Below are 17,423 nucleotides of genomic sequence, written 5' to 3' on the forward strand. Positions count from 1 at the left end.
CCGCCCCCGGCCGCCCCGCGGGAGACCGCGGCCGGCACCGGCAGCCACCCGGTCACGGACCGGGCGGCGAACCACGAAGGCCCGTCAGCGGCCGTCCCTTGCCCGGGCGAAGGGCCCGTCCAGGGCTGCCCATTGGAGGAGCAGGACGGTCTTGCCGTCGGCGATGCGCCCGTCGCGGGTCATGGCGAGGGCGTCCGCGAAGGGCAGTTCGAGGACCTCGATGTCCTCGCCGTCCTCCTCCAGTCCGCCGCCCGCCCCGGTCCGGTCGGCCGCGGTGTACGGGGCGGCGAAGAAGTGGAGGCGCTCGGTGACGGAGCCGGGGCTCATGTAGGCGTCGAGGACGTGGATGAGCGGACCGAGGGTGACGCCGAGCTCCTCGGCGCTCTCGCGCCGGACGGCGGTCGGCGGGTCGTCCGCGTCGAGCAGTCCGGCGGCCGCTTCGACGAGCATGCCGTCGGGGTGGTCGTTGACGTAGGCCGGGTAGCGGAACTGACGGGTGAGCAGGACAGTGCCGCGTCCGGTGTCGTAGGGCAGGACGACGGCGCCGTTGCCGCGGTCGTACGTCTCGCGCTGCTGGGACTCCCAGCGGCCGTCGCGGCGGCGGTAGTCGAAGGTGGTGCGGCGCAGGACGTGCCAGCCCTGGGAGGTGAGTTCGACGTCGCGGACCACTACGGCGGGGTTGCGGTCCAGGTCGCGTCCGGCCCGGTCGAGGGCGGTGCGGCCACGATGGTCGGGCGTGTCGATGCCGGGGCGGTTCGTCACGCGCTCGCCTGCGGGGTGCGGCGGGGGACCTCTGCCGGGTCGTGGTAGACGGGCAGGCCGCGGCTGCGGGCGGTCGCGACGTCCTGGTCGGCTCCGGCGGAGTCGCCGGGCAGTCGCAACACGGCGTCGCAGTGGGCGAGGAGGCGGTCGGCGGTCGGGTAGAGCACCTGGTCGGCGAGCGGGTCGGTGGGGCCCGCGCCGGCCGACCGGAGGACGGGCAGGGCGATCCACTCCCCGATCACGGGGAGGTGGCCGGCGGCGAAGACGGGCCAGGCCGCGGCTTCCAGACGGGCGAGGTTGGCGGCCATGGCCCGGGGGTCGCCGTCGGTGCCGGAGCGGTAGGGCCCGGCGATCAGGATGAGCATGGGCTTGTCGGTCATGGGGCGCTACGATACATGCAGAAACGTGCAAGAACAGGAGAGAATACGGATGCTGGCTGCTGAACGTCGCGACCACCTGCTGAATCTGCTCGCCCGCGAGGGCAAGATCGTCGCCAAGGATGTCGCCACCGGACTGGGGATCTCCGAGGACAGCGTGCGGCGCGACCTGCGCGACCTGGCGGCCGAGGGACTGTGCCAGCGGGTCTACGGCGGGGCACTGCCCGCCTCCCCCGCCGTGGCGGACTACGCCGCCCGGCAGGCCGTCGCCCCCGACGGCAAGCAGAAGGTCGCCTCGGCGGCCGCCGCGCTGGTGCGGCCGGGCGGCACAGTGATCCTCGACGGCGGCACCACGGCCCTGGCCGTCGCCCGCGCGCTCCCGCAGGATCTGGCCTGCACCGTGATCACCCACAGCCCGACGGTCGCCGTCGCCCTGCTCGACCACCCGCAGGCCGAGCTCTTCCTGCTCGGTGGCCGCGTCTTCAAGCACTCCGCGGTCGCCTGCGGCGCGGCCGCGGTCGAGGCCGCGCAGAACGTCTCCGCCGACCTCTGCCTCATCGGCGTCACCGGCGTGCACCCCGAGGCGGGCCTCACCACCGGCGACGCGGAGGAGGCCGCGATGAAGCGCGCCCTGGCCGCGCGGGCCGCGGAGACGTACGTCCTCGCCTCGTCCGAGAAGATCGGCACCGCTTCGCGGTTCCGCGTCCTGCCCTGGCAGAAGATCAGCGGACTGATCACCGACGCCGACCCGCACAACGCCGTCGTCGAGCAGCTCACGGCGCTCGGCGTGGAGATCCTGACCGCCGACTGACGACTGCGGGCCGGTCGGGGTGCACCGGGCCTCCCCCGGGTCGGTCCCACCGGAACGACCAGCGGCGGGCGGCCACCGGCTGCTCCGCGCAGGCGGTGGGGGTGCCGGCGCCCTGGAGGACGAGGCCCGGACGGAGGGCGGTGTGACCGGCCGCGGCGGCACGGGCTTCGACGGCACGGGCACGCGGCGGCACGGGCTTCGACAGCGCGGGCACACGGCCGGTTCCGCGCCCGGCGCGAGAGTGCCGCCCCCGCGCACCGGGCCTGCCGGCTCCGTGCGGGGGGCGCCGGTTTCAGCGTGCGCTGCCCATGCCGCGGTCGGCGTCGGCGCCCTGGAGCAGCAGGGTGGTCTCCTCGATCCGGCTGAACCGGCCGTCGGGGCCGAACTCGCCGAACACGTACACCTCCATCCGCACTGTGGAGCCGTCGGTCTTCGTGACGCTGGCGGTGTGCCGGTCGGCGTACTTGTCGCCGTCGTAGAGCTCTTCGTGCACCTCGACGGAGCCGCCGGCGACGATGGTGCGCAGGTGGGCGATGTGCTCCACGAACCCGGCGCGGTCGGCCCACTCGCCGTCGGTACGCTGCCGGTAGTCGGGGGTGAAGTGACGGTCGGCCGCCTCGTCGACGGTCAGGCTGCGGTCGAACAGCAGGTCGTTGAGGGCGGCGGCTATGCCGGTGCGGGTCATGGCGCTTCCTTTCGGAACGGGAGATCCGGTGAAATGCGTGCCTTGAGCACGCTTCTCGTGAACCTTAGCATCGAATGCGTGCGTCGCGCACGCTCATCTGCCCGGCGGAGCATTCGGGAGACCGCGGGGCCCGGGCGGGTGGTCCGACTGGTCCGGATGCCGCCGTGCGGGTGCGGCGGAACGGCCCGGCGGCCACGTTGGGGGGATGGACATCGTCGTCGTACTGGATCCGGACATCCCCACCAACGTTCGGCTCCTTGACCCGGACCACACGCCGGCCGACCCGGAGCACCCGGTACGCCGCGCGCACGTCGCCGTCACGGAGGCGTCGGGAGCCTGCGCTCCCCACACCCTGTGCGGCCTGGACACCGTCGGGATGACCGTCGCCCCGCACCGGTTCGGTGACGCCGAGGAGTCGGCGTCCCGACCACGCTGGCACACGTGCAGCACCTGCCGGAACACCACACCCACCGCCGCCCACGCCGGTTGAGGCGCCGCGCGGACGACCCCTCGGCCCGGAGGGAGCTGCCCGGCCGGGCCGGCCCGCCCCCGGACGGGGCGGCGGACGCACCGGCGCACGGAGCGTCTCGGGCGCCCCCGGACCGCGTGGGCGCCGGGCCCCGGGCGTCCGAGTCCCCATGGGGGAATCTCCGAGCGGGTCGGCCACGGCTGGGCCGCTCGCCGGCCGCCTGCGGCCGATAGTGCGGGCATGAGACCCACCCGACCCTCCTCCCTGCTGTGCCTCGCCTCGGTCACGGCGCTCATCGCCCTCGGCGCTCCGGCCACGGCCGCCGGCGGCGGCGCGACGGACGCCGGCGGCGGCGCGACGGACGCCGGCGGCAACCACCGGCCGTGCGTCAGCTCCCCCCTGCCCGAAAGCGGCCCCGCGCGGGACGTCCTGCGGATCGCCGAGCAGGCCAGGACGGAGCTGGACCTCAAGTCCGTGATCCTGCGCGTCACCGTCGACGGCCGCGAACTCGTCACCACCGCCCTCGGCGAGTCGATGACCGGGGTCCCGGCGGAGCCCGCGATGCACTTCCGCAACGGCAACATCGCGATCAGCTACCTGGGCACGGCGCTCCTGCGACTGGTCGACGAGGGCAGGGCCGGCCTCGACGACCCCATCGGCCGCCGGCTGCCCGACCTCCCGCACGACTACGGCGACCGGATGACCCTGCGCATGCTCGGCGCCTCCACCACCGGGCTCGTCGACTACGTCACCAGCCCCGGGTTCGGCGAGAGCGTCTACGCGGACCCGTTCCGCCAGTGGACGCCCGAGGAACTGGTGGGCATCTCCACCCGTCAGGACCTCCGGTACGAGCCGGGGACCAACTGGAGCTACTCGCACGCCAACTTCGTCCTGCTCGGCGCCGCCCTGGAGAAGATCACCGGCACCCGGCTGGACGTCCTGCTCCGGCAGCTGGTCACCGGCCCGCTCGGACTGCACGAGACCGGCAACAGCTTCACCCCCGACATCCCGACGCCCGTCCTGCACGCGTTCACCGCCGAACGCGGCACCTACGAGGAGTCCACCTTCTGGAACCCGTCGTGGACCACCGCCCCCGGCGCGGTGGAGACCACCGACATCTGCGACCTGGCCCGCTCGGCCGTCGGCATCGGCTCGGGCGAGCTGCTCTCCCCGTCCTCGTACCAACAGTTCCTGAACCCGGGGACGGTGGGCCTGGGCACGCCGACCGGGAAGTGCCCCGCGACGGTCTGCATCGCACAGACCGAGGCCACCCACTACGGGACGGGCGTGCTCGTCCTGAACGACTGGATCTCCCAACACCCCTTGTTCTTCGGCTACTCGGCCTCGCAGGACTACCTCCCGTGCGAACACCTGGCCATCGCCGTCTCCACCACCAACAGCCCCACCGCCCCCGGCGGCCACAGCGCCCACACCATCGCCCAGCGGATCGCCGCCGCCCTCGCCCCGGACCACCCGATCCCCGACTTCGGCTGAGCCACGGCCGCACCGCCCCCCGCCCCCACCTCCACGGCCGCACCGCACCGCAGCCGCGGCGTAACGGGAAGTCAGCATCCGGTTACCGGTTCGCCGGACACGGGTACGCGGGCGGGCCAGGATGGTGCCATGCCTGCTGTTGATGACCCGGTCCTCGCGCTCCTCCGTGCCTCGTTGGATCCCGCGTGCCGCACCGCCTCGGCACGCTCGGAGCACCCGGTGTGCCGGGTCGTGTCCGCCACCGCCCGCAAGGACGTCGCGGCCGGGGGCATGGAGAACATCTCGTTCCTGGCCGTCGGTGTCGCCTTCGCCGGCGCCGCCGTCAGCGGCCTGTTCACCGAGCACCACGGCGCCGAGCCGGACCGGCTGATGGCGGGCCTGCTGGCCCGGGCCGCCGAGGAGCGGCGGACCGCAGACGGCGCGGACGGCCCCTGGCAGGAGGAGGTGCCCGCGCTGCTGCGGGCCTTCTTCGATCCGGCCGCCATCGCCGAGGCGCCCGGGATCATGGCGCGCGTCTGGGCCGAGAGCCGGACGAGGTTCTTCGACCTGCTCGTCGACCTCGCCGAGCTGACGGCCACCATGATGACCTCGCTGATCAGCGTCAACGCCTACACCCAGGGCCAGATCTTCGAGGAGGTCGGCCGGATCCTCGACCTCGCCGGCGCCGACGACGGTCCGTCCTGACGCACGCGCGGCCGGCCCGTCGGAGCGCCGTCGGAGCGCCGTCGGAGACCGCGGAGGTCGGCAGGGCGTCACGCAGGAGGCTCCACGGGCCGGCGCGGAGGGCCGGCCCGTGGAGCCGCTCAGGGTGCCCCCGGAGCAGGGGGGCGTGTGGTCAGTCCGTGCAGGTGGTGCCGGGGGCGGGCAGCGCACGGGTGGTCAGGTAGCGGTTGGTGACCTCCCGGACGCACCCGGAGACCAGGAACATGCTGTAGTCGTCGCCCTCCCGGCCGAGGACGACGCTGCCCGGCAGCTGGGCCGCCAGGGCCGCACCCGCGCTGTAGGGGGCGAGGGCCTGGTGGGTGGACTGCAGGACCAGGGCCGGCGGCGCGCCGTGGACCGGGGCGCCCGCCTTCACGGGCCGGGCCTGGACGGGCCAGCCGAGGCAGCCGGTGACGGCCTTGTAGGAGCGGACGGCGCCGCCCAGGTGCGGGGAGACGGCGGCGAGCTGCTTCTGCAGCCGGGCGAGCTCGGCGAAGGTGCTGACCGCGGGTGCGGCGTCCAGGCAGGCGGGCACCTGGACCTGGACGGGGTCGAGGGTGTTGTCCGGGTCGACGGTGAAGTCCGTCGCCTCGCCGCCCTGGGCCTTGACGACGGCCTTCGCCAGGTCCGGCCAGGAGTGGCCGGACAGGGTCAGGTAGTCCTGGGTGGCCTCGCGGATGTCCTCGCCGGTCAGCGGCCGGTGGGCCGTCCCCCCGGTCGGGATCGGAGCGCGGTCGGCCCGGGCCACGAGGGCGTCGTACTCGGCCGCGACGTCCTTGCCGTGCAGGGCGCAGTCCGTCGATGCCGTGCACCAGGTGGCGAAGCGGTTGAAGGCATCCTCGGCGGTCGCCGCCTCCTGGGTGATCCGCGAGAGCGGCGATCCGGTGTCGTCCAGCGCGGTGTCGAGGACCATGGTGCGCAGCCGGTCGGGGTAGAGACCGGCGTAGGTACGCCCGAGGAGCGTGCTGTAGTGGATGCCGTACCAGTTCACCTGCTGCTCGCCCAGTCCGATCCGCACCGCCTCGAAGTCCCGTGCGGTGCTGGTCAGGTCGACGTGGGCGGCGAGCGGGCCGTTGCGGCGCAGGCAGTCGTCGGCGAAGACCCGGCTCTGGGTGACGAGGGCGTCGAACGCCGCCTGGTCCTGGGGGAAGTGGGTCACGCCGGCGGGCTTGGCGGGTTCGCCGCAGACGATCGGCGTACTGTGCCCCACTCCGCGCGGGTCCACCGCGACCAGGTCGAACTTCTGGGTCATGTCGTCGGCGAACTGCGGCAGGTGGATGTGCATCGCCAGGCGCAACTGCTCGATCGAGGAGCCGCCGGCGCCGTCGTTGAGGAGCAGGGTGCCCCGGCGGTGCGCCTGGTCGTCGGCCGGCCGGCGGACCAGGGCGAGGGTGAGGCTGCCGGCGCCGGGGCGCGCGTAGTCGACCGGGACCCGGAGCGATCCGCACTGCATGTGGGCGAAGTCGGTGTCGGCGCAGGCGTGCCAGTCGACGGCGGCGGCAGGGGCCCGGTGGTCGGCGTCCTCGGTCTGCGCGGTCGCCGGCGCGGCGACCGCGGCCGCCAGCACGGTGAGGCCGGCGGCGAGCCAGCGGCGGGTCTTCCGGTTGTTCGGCATGGGGGTCCTCGGTCTTTCGGGGGCGCGCGTCCGGCGGGGGCCGGGGCACGGTTCGGAGTACGCGTCCGGCGGGGCCGGGGCGGGCAAGGTGGGGAGCGGGGTGCGGGGCGGCGGGGCCGGGGCGGGGCCGGCGTTCCCGGCCCCGCCGGTGGGGGGATCAGCCCGCGTCGGCCCCGAAGGCGCTGTCCGGGATCCACGAGCCGTGGATCCCGGCGGGCACCCGGTGGGGCAGGTGGACGGTGGCGATCCGGTCGAGGCCGGAGGCGTCGATGACCAGCAGCTGCGAGGCGTCCTGCTTGAGGTCGGAGACCACCGTCAGCAGGTAGCCGTCGTCCTCGCGGGTCGCCCCGGCGGCGGGGACGAAGACGGCCTCGCCGGGCAGCCGGGCGTCGCCGACCCGGTGGATCCGGCGGGCGCCGGTGGTCCGGTCGTACTTGACGACGCCGTAGCCGCCGAAGCCCTTCTCGTCGGGGAAGGAGATGGCGTACTGGTAGCGGTTCTCGGCGCCCAGGTACGCCTCGTTGAGGGTGGGGAACTCCACCGCGAGGTCGTCGATGATCTGCTCGTCGACGGTGCCGTCGGCCAGGTCGATCACCCAGCGCCGGGTGTAGGAGCGGGCGGCGGGCTCGGTGCCGCGACCGGGAGCGCCGACCCACCAGTTCCAGGAGAGCCGGAAACCCTCGCGGTCCACGGTGGGGCCCTCCAGGACGATGCGACCCCGGCCGTCCTCGTACGCGTTGGAGACGTGCAGCATGTTGCCCGGCTCGACGGAGAACCAGCGGACCTGCCGGGCGCCGTCGGTGCCGCGCGGCATCACGCCGATGCGGGCGGGCTGCTGCTCGCTCCAGCTGTACGGGATGCCGGAGGCCTCGGACGGGTCGAAGGTGACGTTGCCCTCGATGAAGACCACGTGGCGGCGGGTGATGGCGAAGTCGTGCTTGAGCGAGGCGGTCGCGCCGGGGACGTCGGCGCTGTGGACGAGCTCGCCCTCGGCGTCGGCGACGTGGTACGTCAGGAACGGCGGGAAGGGCGAGGAGCCGAAGAAGTGCAGCTCCCCCGTCACCGGGTCCTCCTTGGGGTGCGCGGTCATCACGCCGCGCAGCTTGCCGTCGAAGTCGTAGGCGCCGACCGTCTCCAGCTCGCGGGTCAGCTCGAAGGGCAGGTTCGCCTCGCACAGGGCCAGCAGGCGGCCGCCGTGCTCGATGACGTGGGTGCCGGCGGGGCTGGCGGTCAGGTCCGGCCCGCGCTCGGTCATGTACGGGGCGCCGTCCAGGGCGGGGGTGCGGACCCAGCGGTTGCGGTACCACTCGGCGCGGCCCTCGCGCAGCCGGATGCCGTGCACCATGCCGCTGCCCTTGAACCAGTGCGTGGGGGTGACGCCGGGCTTCGGGTTGTGGCCGTTGCGGAGCATCCGGCCGGTCAGCTCGGGGGGCAGGGTGCCCTCGATGGTGAGGTCGGTAGCGGTGACCTCCTCGACGACGGGGGTGTAGTGGCCGGTGAGGTAGGGCTTCGAGCCGGTCATGACGGGGCCTTTCAATAGGGGTGACTGATCGTCAGTTGTGTTCGGGAGAAGGTGGATGTGCGTGGTGGTAGAGGGTTTCGCCGGTCCGCGCGAGGCCCGGCCGGGCCGGCGGTTCACACGGTGCGCGGGTCGGTGCTCCGGCGGGCGGGGGTGCCGGCGGGTCGCGCACCGGTGCTGCGGGTGAGGACCGGTGCGAGCAGTGCGGTGGCGGCCAGGAGGGCGGCCGAGACCGCGAAGGCCGCCCGGTACCCGGCGGTGAGCGCCTCCAGGTGCGGCTGGTGGGTGGCCGCGCGGGCGGTGACGGAGCCGGCCAGGGTGGCCAGGGCGGCGAGGCCGATCGCGCCACCGACCTGCCGGGTGGTGTTCACCAGCCCGCCGGCCAGGCCCGCGTCCTCCCGCGGGACGCCCTCCACCGCGAGTGCGGTGAGCTGGACGAAGGCGACGCTCAGGCCCAGGCCGATCAGGATGCTCGGGCCGAGGATGTCGGCGAGGTAGCTCCCGTGGGCGCCGATCCGGGAGAGCCAGAGGAGTCCGAGGGCCTCGGTGAGCAGGGCGGTGATCACGGTCGCCGGTGCGCCGATCCGCCGGGAGATCCGCGGTGCCAGCGACGCCCCGAGCATATTGGCACCGGCGAGCGGGAGTTGTCCCGCCCCGGTGGCCAGCGGCCCGGACCCGAGGACCTGTTGCTGGTAGAGCGGCAGGAAGAAGAAGAGACCGATCCAGACGGATCCGAGCAGCGCCATCAGCAGGTTGCCCGCGGCCACCCGGCCGGTGGTCAGCAGCCGTGGCGGTACCAGGGCGTTCGGCCGGCGGCGCTCGATCACGGCGAAGGCCACGAGCAGGGCGGCGGCCGAGCCGAGGGCGCCCAGCACCCGGCCGTCCGTCCAGCCGGCGCCGCGTGCGGTGGTGAGGCCCCAGACCAGGCAGGTCAGGGCGAGGGTGACGGCCGTGGTGCCGAGCAGGTCGAACCGCCCCTCCCGCCGTCCGGGCGCCGCCGGCACGAGCGCCGCCACCGCGGCCAGCACCAGCACCGTCCCGAGTGCGACCGAGTGGAAGATCCAGGGCCAGCCCCAGGCCTGGGTGAGCACCCCGCCCAGCAGGACGCCGCCCGCTCCTCCCGCTCCGGAGACCGCGCCCCAGACCCCCAGGGCCCGGCCGCGCCCCGGCCCGGAGGGGAACTGGTCCATCGCCAGGGCGAGCGCGGCCGGGGCGACGGCCGCGGCGGCGAGGCCCTGGGCGGCGCGGGCGGCGATCAGCACGCCCGGGGCGGTGGCCGCTCCCGCAGCGAGCGAGGCCGCGGCGAACAGGGCGAGACCGGCGATCAGCACCCGGCGGCGGCCGAGGAGGTCGGCCGCCCTCCCGCCCGCCAGCAGCAGCGCCCCGAAGGCCAGGCCGTAGGCGTTGACCACCCAGGTGGTGCCGGCGTCCGAGAGGCCGACGCCGGCGCGGATCTGCGGCAGTGCCACGTTGACGATCGACGTGGCGAGCATGACGGTGAACTGGGCCGCGGCGAGTGCCGCGAGCGCGGCGCCCGGGCGGTGGGCCGGCCGTGCCTCCTGCTGGATCTGCGTGCGTGCAACGTTCATGACGCACAGACTCGTGTCGGGCGGTGTCCACTTTCCAGGCCCGGCGGGGGCGGGTGCTGTCCACTCCTGTCCGCAGCTGTCCACCCCCGCCGGTCCGGGCCCGCGCGGGCCGGGTCTCCTACCGGGTGCCGTGCAACTCCTGGGCCCACAGGGCCTCGCAGAGCAGGTCCAGCCCCTGGCGCAGGTGGCGCCGGTAGGTGCCGTACGGAAGGCCCAGGCGGCGGGCGGCGGCCTCCTGGGTCGGCGCACCGGAGAAGTAGCCGGCGGTCAGCGCCTCGCGGGCGCGCACTCCGCGCGGGTCCCGGGCGAGGTCGTCGACGGCCCGGCGCAGCAGGGCGCGCAACTCCTCGGCGGGGTCGGCGAAGTCGGCGGCCAGGCGGGTGCGCAGCAGGGCGCAGGCGGCGAACGCGCCCGGGTCGCGCCAGTGCGGCAGGGCCTCGCGCACGGCCTGGTCGAACGCGGAGCGCGAGAAGCCGGAGGGCCCGGACGGGGCCGGGGTGTCGGGGGGCGAGATGAAGTGGCCGAGCCAGGTCTCCACCGGTATGCGGCGCCAGTCGACGGCGAACACCCCGTAGGTGTACGCGCCGACCCGCGGCCGCGCCCCGGTGTCGGTGAGGGTGCCCCGGACGCGCTCGGCCCAGGTCTCGGCGTCCTGGTAGACGGCGAAGCCGTAGGCCCGGCCGCGGGCGCGGGCGGCCTCCGCCTGGGCGCGGGAGCTGCTCAGGTCGATGACCCGCGAGGGCACCTGGTAGCGCCCGGGGTAGACCGAGAAGCGGCTCACGCCGATGTGGTCGCCGGGGCTCACCGGCCGGTCGGCCTCGGTGTACGCCCAGGCGGCAGCGACGACGGGGTCGGTGGCCACGTCCTCGGCGTCGGGCGGGGCGGGCAGCGCCAGGCGGGCGGTGAACGCCACGACCCGGCCCGTGCTGACGAGGCGGTAGACGCTGAACGCCTGCGGCTGGCGCTGCGCCCAGTAGCGCACCAGCTCCGCGGAGGCCGGGCCCTCGGTCTCCTCGGTCATCCGCAGCACGACATCGAGGTCGTCCGGGGTCAGCGGGCGCTCGTGCACCTCGTCCTCTCGGGACCAGGTGCGCAGCCGGGCCAGGGTCTTCCCCTCCCGGAAGAGGTAGAAGAGCTCGTCGGTGACGGTCCAGCCGCGCTGCTCGGGCGCTTCGCGCAGGAGCCGCAGGTACTCGTCCGCCAGGCGCTGGCGCATCGTCTCGAAGGCGTTGGGCGCCCGCCAGCGCAGGTCGGCGGCGAGCGTCTCGCGGGCGGCGTCGTGCGGGTAGAGCCCCTGGGGGGTGGACTCCATGAAGGGCAGCTCCCGCAGCCAGGCGAACAGCCGGTGGACGTCCTCCTCGGGCAGCACGGCGGCGAGGAGTTCCTCGGAGGTCGAGTGCGCCTGCGCCGCGACCTCCAGGGCTCGGCGGTGGGCCGAGGTCGGCACCTCCCCGACCAGCCCCGTGAGCAGGGTGCGCAGGATGTCGGCCGAGGGCGCCCAGATCTCCTCCCGGCTCCAGCCCGCCTCGCCGGCGGCGGCCGCGAGGGACAGGGCCAGCGGGTTGCCGCCGGCGAAGCGGAGCACCCGCTCACGCAGTTCGGGCGGCAGCCGAGCGGTGGTCAGCAGGCTGCGGGCCTGCTCCTCGGAGAACGGCTCCAGCTCGCGCACGTGCAGGACGGCGGCCCAGGCGGGGTCGGCCGTCCACTGCGGCTGGGGCGCGAGGCGGCCCGCCAGCACGACCAGCGCGTCGTCGGCGGCGCGGGGCAGGAAGCGCTGCCAGAGCCAGCTCTCCAGCCACTGGCAGTGCTCGAAGGAGTCGACGACCAGCACCGTGCCGGGGGTGTCCAGGAAGGCGGCGGCCGCGCGCTCGAAGTCGGCTGGGTCCCGGCCGACGAAACGTCCGTCCAGTTCGACGAGCAGCCGGCCCTCCGCGCGGGCCTGGTCCGCCAGGGAGCGCAGCAGCGTCGACTTCCCGATGCCGCCCGGGCCGTGCAGGTAGAAGGCGAACGGTGCCAGCGGATCGCCGGACAGGGCCGCCCGGAAGCGCTGCACGTCCTCCTCCCGCCCGATGAAGGCCCGCTCCCGCGCTCTGTTGAGCCGCTCACCCACTGACGCCACGTCAGTTCCTCTCCCCGCGTCCCGGCCCCGCCCGCTCCGACCGGACTCCCCTCCCCCGGGCCCCACGGCGCCGGGCGCCGGTAGGGGTGGTGCGGCGGGGCGGTCCGGCTCCCCGGCCGTCCCGGTCACAGCGAGCGGCGGCCGTCCGTGCCACTGATCGACCCGATTGAAGCATCAGGCGGGCGCATTCACCGAACCGGGGAAAACGCAGGCCGCGGGCCTATCGGGACAGGACGGGACAGGACGGACGGGGCAGGTGGGGTAGGTGGGGCGGGTGGGGTGGACGGCGGGAGCGGCCGCCGTGGGGCCGGCCTGGGGTCACCGGCACCGTCGCGCGGTCAGCCCACGTCGATGCCGGTGACCACCGGCGGGCCGACGTTCACGGCGTCCGCCTCGTAGCCGGCGGCCGCGAAGGCCCGCCGGGCCAGCTCCAGTGCCGCCGCCCGGGCCCCCGCACGGTCGGCGGCCTCCACCTCCAGCCGAAGCACGAACGTCCCCTCGGGTTCGTCGAGGGTCAGCACATCCAGGTCGGGCACCTCGGTGCCGACCACCTCGGGATCCGCACCGTGCACGACGGCGAGCAGCGCGCGGCGCGCCTGCTCGTCCATCGGCCGTCCGACGGTCCCGGGAACAGTGATCACGTAGTCGCCCATGCCCCCAGTCTGACCCGCATCACCTGCGCAAAACCTGCCGGTGCGTCCGGTCGGGGGGTCTTCAGGCCCGGGGCGTCAGGAGGTCGTCGAGTTCGGCCGCGAAGAGCCGCGCCGGGTCGAGGTCCATGCCGGCGAAATGGCCGGCGAGCTCCAGCGACAGCACCCCGTGCAGGCGGGTCCAGAGCGCCAGGAACCGGTGCAGCGCCGCGGGCGGCGCGGGGTGGCCGGCGGCCCAGCCGCGGTGGCCCTCCAGGTAGGCGTCGAAGGGTGTCGCGGCATCGCCCGAAGCGTGCGCCGTGCACGCGTCGAGCAGGGTGGTCATGATCTCGGCGGAGATGGCGGAGATGGCGGTGATGGCGGTGATGTCCGCGGGTGCCTGGTAGCCGGGGACGGGGGTGCCGTAGACGAGGAAGTACCGCTGCGGGTCCGCCAGCGCCCAGTCGCGCAGGACGTGGGCCAGCGCGGCCAGGCCGGCGCCGTTGGCGGCGGCCGCGCGCAGGGTCTCGGCGAGGCTGCGGTAGGCCTCCCGGACGAGCTCGGTCATCAGGTCGTCGCGGCTGGCGAAGTAGCGGTAGAGCGCGGGGCCGCTCATGCCCATCTGCTTGGCGATCGCGTTGAGGGAGAGCGCGGACGCGCCTGCCGTCGCGATCTGCTCCCAGGCCCGCCCGGTGATCTCCGCCCGCACCTGGGCGCGGTAGCGCTCCCGCGGGGTGTGCGCGTCGCTCGTCGCCATGGTCCGCCGCCTTCCGCAGTCATCTGCTACATCCCCGAGCAGACCGATGTGGAGCGGTGGCCGACCTGGCAGACGGCCGTCGAGACCGTGGAACGGCTCGACCACGGCCGCTTCCGCAAGGGTTCGGCGTTCCGCTGGACCACCCCGATCCCGCCCAACCCGTCGACCCCGGCCACCGGCCTGGAGATCACCTCCACCGTCCGGCAGATCGAGCCGAACGCGTGCATCCGCTGGACCGGCCCGGCGATCGGCGAAGGACTGCGTATCGACGGCGTCCACGTGTGGAACTTCACCGCCGTCCCGGGCGGCGTCCGCGTGAGCACCGAGGAGACCCACACCGGCGCCCAGGTCGAGGCCGACGTGCCCACCGCGACCGCGATCCTGCGGGCGGGCCTCGAATCCTGGCTGCGCGAGCTGAAGGCCGCCGCCGAGGCCCGCACCCGCACCGGGCCGCGCTGAGCGCCCGCCGTTACCGCCGCCCCACGGCCCCACCTCCGCGGGCGGCAACGGGGCGCGGCCGGCGACGGTTCACCGGTGGGGGCGGTTTCTGCCGCCGCGGGCGGTTCGTGCCCGTTCGGACGCCGGGCCGCCGTGCCGGTGTGCAGGGGTCGCCGTCCCCCTCGGCACATTCCCGCGCGAGCCTGGACGGGCCGGGCGTCCACGATCGAGCATCGGGTGACTGATCGTCACATCGCCGCCCCCGCGGCGCTGTCACCACTGCCGATTTCCCGTGGAGGACCGCAGTGCACCATCGTTCCCGTCCGACGGCCAAGGTGCTCGGCGCGGGTGCCGCCCTGAGCCTGGCGCTGGCACTCACCCTGGCCTCGTCCCCCGCCCTGGCCGCGCCACCGGGGCCGCCGGGCCCGACCGCCGACCCCGATCCCGTCCCCGGCCTGGTGGCCGGTGAGGGCACCGCCGCCCCGCAGTTGGTGACCGGGCTGTCGGCGGCGGCCCCCGGCACGCCGGGCGACGCGGCCCGGGCCCACCTCGCGGCCGACCCCGACCGGTACCGGATCGACCCGGGGCAGCTGACCGAGCTCGCGGTCGAGCGCACGGCCGAGGGCCGGCACACCGTCAGGTTCCAGCAGTACCACGGCGGTGTGCCGGTGCTCGGCGGCCAGTACCTCGTCCGCCTCACCGGCGAGGGCGCGGGCCAGCGGGTCGAGTCGGTCGGCGGCAAGTACTTCACCGGACTGACCGCTCCGACCACGCCCGCCGTACCGGCCGCGACCCTGCGCAGGCTGGCACTCGACTCCCTCACGGACCCGCGCGCCCGCGCCGGGGCCACCGCCGAGGACCGCGGCCCGGTGATCCTGCCGGGCGGCGCCGGGCGGCTCGCCCAGCACTTCACCGTGCGCGCCGACGGGCCCGCGGCGGGCGGCCCGCTGGTCCGCGAGGTCTACGTGGACGCCACGCGGGGCGCGGTCGCCCTCGCCCACGACGCCCAGGGCCTCTTCCAGGCCGAGGGCGTCGGGGCCGAGGGTGCCTCGGTAGGCACTGCGGGCGCTCCCGGCGCTGCCGCGGCGGGGGCCGGCGCAGCGCACGCCGCGACCGCCGCCGCGACCGCCGGATCCACCGCCGCGACCGCCGGCGAACCGGCCACCGGGACCGCCCCCGACTACCTCGGCCGGACCGTCCCGGTGAACATCGCCCGTCAGCCGGACGGGAGTTACCGGCTCGTCGACCTCAGCCGGCCCGTCACCGTCTCCACCTACGACGGGGCCGGGCGGGACTACCGGGAGTACGGCCGACTGCCCGCCGACGCCCTCCCGGCCGGCTCCCCGGGGCCGGACTTCCCGGCCTCGACCGGCACCAGCGGTGCCACCGACGCCCACGTCAACGCCGGTACCGTGTACGACTTCTACCGCAACCGGCTCGGCCGGGACGGCCTGGACGGCAAGGGCAGCCCGATCACCTCCGTGGTGAACGTGAGCAACGGCGGCGCCCCCTTCCCCAATGCCACCTGGGACGGGCAGAAGATGATCTACGGCAACGGCGATGCCGAGCACCGCCAGTTCGCCGTGGCCCTCGACGTCGCCGGTCACGAGATGACCCACGGCGTCATCCAGCACACCGCGAACCTGGAGTACGCCGGGCAGTCCGGTGCGATGAACGAGGCACTCGCCGACTACTTCGGCAACGCCATCGACGTCACCGCCCACGGCGTCGCGATGACCGACCCGAAGGCCGCGCTGCTCGGCGAGACACTGTGCCGCACCGGCACCCCCGAGGAGTGCGCGAACCGCCGGCTGGACGACCGCCGCACCACCGTCGACGACTACCTCGGCGCCGGGCTGGAGCTCGACGGCGGCGGCGTGCACCTCAACTCCACCATCTTCTCCGGCGCGCTCTGGGACCTCCGGCGCACCCTCGACCCGCTCACCGCCGACCGGCTGGTCTACCGCGCACTCACCGAGTACCTCACCCCGCTGGACGACTTCGTCGACGGCCGCAACGCCGTCCTCGCCGCCGGCCGCTCGATGAACCTCGGCCGGGCCGAACTCCGCTCCGTCGCCGGCGCGTTCGACGCCCACGGCATCCGCGCCGGCTGGCAGAACCGGATCGACACGGACAGCCGCACGCTGCTGCGCGGCGCCTCCGCCCCGACCGGACCGGCCGCCGGCGGAGGCCACTGGGTGATGGGCAGCAACGAGGACGCGAACGGCCAGGGCGGCATCGCCCTGTACACCGGCTCCACCACAGGCTCCGGCGCCCCCACCCGGCTCAGCCCCGCGGACGGCCGGATGCACGGCTGGTCCGCCACCGACGGCCGGGCCGCCGTCTGGCTGGCGATCGGGCCCGACGCCACCGGCGCCTGGGGGACGGAGGTGCTGACCCGCCCGCTCGCCGGCGGGGAGGTCCGCAGCCTCTTCAAGTCCTCCAGCGTGTCGCCCGTCAGCGTCCGGATATCCGGCGGGGACATCGCCTTCGTGGTGCTCGACGGCGCAACCGGCCGCAACCGCGTCCAGCTCTCCCACAACGGCGCCCCGCCGGTCGAACTCCCGCTGCCCGAGGGCCACACCATCGCGCCGGACGCCGTCTCGTACCTCGCGCTCAAGGACGGCCTGCTCGGCTGGATCGAGACCTGGACGGCCGGAGGCGCCACCGTCCAGGCGCCGACGGTCCACTCGATCGCCACCGGCAAGGTCGTCGCCCAGTACCCGACGAGCACCCCGCAGGGCACCGCGGCGCCGTTCCTCTCCTCCCCCGTGCTCGCGGGCGGCCGGCTGCTCTGGACGGCGGCCGCCGCCGACCGCACCGGCGGCGTCACCGTCCGGTCCGGCGCCCTGGACGGCTCCGGCGCCGTCGACCTCGTCCCCGGCGACGCACCCCGCACCCCGGACGACATGGAGATCACCGCCACCGACCGGGCCGTGACCTTCCAGCACCGCGGTGCCAGGCCGAGCACCGGCTGGACGAACGCGGCGCTGCCGAAGCTGTACCAGCTGCCCGTCACCGGCGGCACCCCTGCGCGGGTCTCCTGCAACCGGGGCACGCAGTCCCACCCCGCCGCCGACCAGGGCACCCGGGTGGTCTGGCTGGACGCCACCCCGGGCCGCGGAGATCTCGTGGTCCGCAACCGCCCGGCCGGCGCCTGCTGACCCGGCCACCGCTCCGTCGTCCGCCCCGGCGCCGCCTCCAGGCGCCGGGGCGGACGGCCGCCCGGGGCCCGCACCGACGACCGCGCCGCCTTCACCGGCCTCCCCGCGCATTCGGGCCGCCGGTGACCACCGGGACGGACGGGAATTGAGTGAACCAGTGCCGTTTATCGGCGAATTGGACCGCAGAAGTCACGGTTCACATTGCGGACGAATGAATACCGGCCGCCGGTCGTTGCGGCAGCATTGCATTCGTATGAGCCGCTTCCTCTTTCGCTTGATCGCCACCCGTCGAC

14 protein-coding genes and 1 pseudogene are annotated in these 17,423 nt (G+C 74.9%); 6 read left to right on the top strand and 9 right to left on the bottom strand.

The genetic code is table 11. The annotated features are described in order from the left end of the window. Positions 1-84: 84 nt before the first annotated feature. Together OH807_RS01865 and OH807_RS01870 are read right to left on the bottom strand one after the other, a co-directional pair. Positions 85-762 carry an NUDIX domain-containing protein gene (locus OH807_RS01865; RefSeq protein WP_406192958.1) on the bottom strand — a complete coding sequence of 226 codons (678 nt, stop codon included), beginning with the start codon at positions 760-762 and terminating at the stop codon, positions 85-87. Then, positions 759-1,142 carry a DUF4406 domain-containing protein gene (locus OH807_RS01870; RefSeq protein ID WP_406192961.1) on the bottom strand — a complete coding sequence of 128 codons (384 nt, stop codon included), beginning with the start codon at positions 1,140-1,142 and terminating at the stop codon, positions 759-761. The genes OH807_RS01865 and OH807_RS01870 overlap by 4 nt, the downstream gene beginning before the upstream one ends. Before the next feature lie 49 nt (positions 1,143-1,191). Between OH807_RS01870 and OH807_RS01875 the strand changes: the two genes are divergently transcribed. After that, positions 1,192-1,950, top strand: coding sequence for a DeoR/GlpR family DNA-binding transcription regulator (locus OH807_RS01875; RefSeq protein ID WP_406192964.1), 759 nt, complete (start codon positions 1,192-1,194; stop codon positions 1,948-1,950). 292 nt (positions 1,951-2,242) lie between these two features. Here the strand turns inward: OH807_RS01875 and OH807_RS01880 are convergent, their stop codons facing one another. Further along, positions 2,243-2,635: a nuclear transport factor 2 family protein gene (locus OH807_RS01880; RefSeq protein ID WP_406192967.1), complete on the bottom strand. Its 393-nt coding sequence runs from the start codon at positions 2,633-2,635 to the stop codon at positions 2,243-2,245. Positions 2,636-2,840: 205 nt separating this feature from the next. On the opposite strand from OH807_RS01880, the gene OH807_RS01885 reads away from it, so the two are divergent. From OH807_RS01885 to OH807_RS01895, 3 genes are all read left to right on the top strand, one after another. Beyond that, complete coding sequence (locus OH807_RS01885) at positions 2,841-3,125, top strand: hypothetical protein (RefSeq protein WP_406192970.1); 285 nt, start codon at positions 2,841-2,843, stop codon at positions 3,123-3,125. Between the two features lie 219 nt (positions 3,126-3,344). Further along, positions 3,345-4,598 (top strand): serine hydrolase domain-containing protein, encoded by a 1,254-nt coding sequence (locus tag OH807_RS01890; RefSeq protein WP_406192973.1) that lies wholly within the window; start codon positions 3,345-3,347, stop codon positions 4,596-4,598. A 129-nt stretch (positions 4,599-4,727) separates the two neighbouring features. Beyond that, a complete protein-coding gene (locus OH807_RS01895; protein WP_406192976.1) occupies positions 4,728-5,282 on the top strand; it encodes a hypothetical protein in 555 nt (184 codons plus the stop codon). A 151-nt stretch (positions 5,283-5,433) separates the two neighbouring features. On the opposite strand, the gene OH807_RS01900 is transcribed toward OH807_RS01895, so the two are convergent. From OH807_RS01900 to OH807_RS01925, 6 genes are all read right to left on the bottom strand, one after another. Then, positions 5,434-6,915, bottom strand: coding sequence for an alpha/beta fold hydrolase (locus OH807_RS01900; protein ID WP_406192979.1), 1,482 nt, complete (start codon positions 6,913-6,915; stop codon positions 5,434-5,436). A 157-nt stretch (positions 6,916-7,072) separates the two neighbouring features. Further along, entirely contained in the window at positions 7,073-8,437 is a 1,365-nt protein-coding gene (locus OH807_RS01905; RefSeq protein ID WP_406192982.1) for a carotenoid oxygenase family protein, read from the bottom strand. Between the two features lie 113 nt (positions 8,438-8,550). After that, positions 8,551-10,023 carry an MFS transporter gene (locus OH807_RS01910; protein WP_406192985.1) on the bottom strand — a complete coding sequence of 491 codons (1,473 nt, stop codon included), beginning with the start codon at positions 10,021-10,023 and terminating at the stop codon, positions 8,551-8,553. A gap of 118 nt (positions 10,024-10,141) precedes the next feature. Further along, entirely contained in the window at positions 10,142-12,142 is a 2,001-nt protein-coding gene (locus OH807_RS01915; protein ID WP_406192987.1) for an ATP-binding protein, read from the bottom strand. A 338-nt stretch (positions 12,143-12,480) separates the two neighbouring features. Next, a complete protein-coding gene (locus OH807_RS01920; RefSeq protein WP_406192990.1) occupies positions 12,481-12,795 on the bottom strand; it encodes a hypothetical protein in 315 nt (104 codons plus the stop codon). A gap of 61 nt (positions 12,796-12,856) precedes the next feature. Next, positions 12,857-13,528 carry a TetR/AcrR family transcriptional regulator gene (locus OH807_RS01925; protein WP_406192993.1) on the bottom strand — a complete coding sequence of 224 codons (672 nt, stop codon included), beginning with the start codon at positions 13,526-13,528 and terminating at the stop codon, positions 12,857-12,859. A 39-nt stretch (positions 13,529-13,567) separates the two neighbouring features. On the opposite strand from OH807_RS01925, the pseudogene OH807_RS01930 reads away from it, so the two are divergent. Both OH807_RS01930 and OH807_RS01935 read left to right on the top strand, forming a co-directional pair. Further along, positions 13,568-13,987 (top strand): annotated as a pseudogene (locus OH807_RS01930) (SRPBCC family protein); the annotation flags it as partial. A 284-nt stretch (positions 13,988-14,271) separates the two neighbouring features. Continuing rightward, positions 14,272-17,130, top strand: a complete 2,859-nt coding sequence (locus tag OH807_RS01935) for a M4 family metallopeptidase (RefSeq protein WP_406192996.1) — start codon at positions 14,272-14,274, stop codon at positions 17,128-17,130. Positions 17,131-17,423: the final 293 nt, after the last annotated feature.

The sequence above is a fragment of the Kitasatospora sp. NBC_01560 genome, assembly GCF_045208415.1.
GTDB lineage: Bacteria > Actinomycetota > Actinomycetes > Streptomycetales > Streptomycetaceae > Kitasatospora.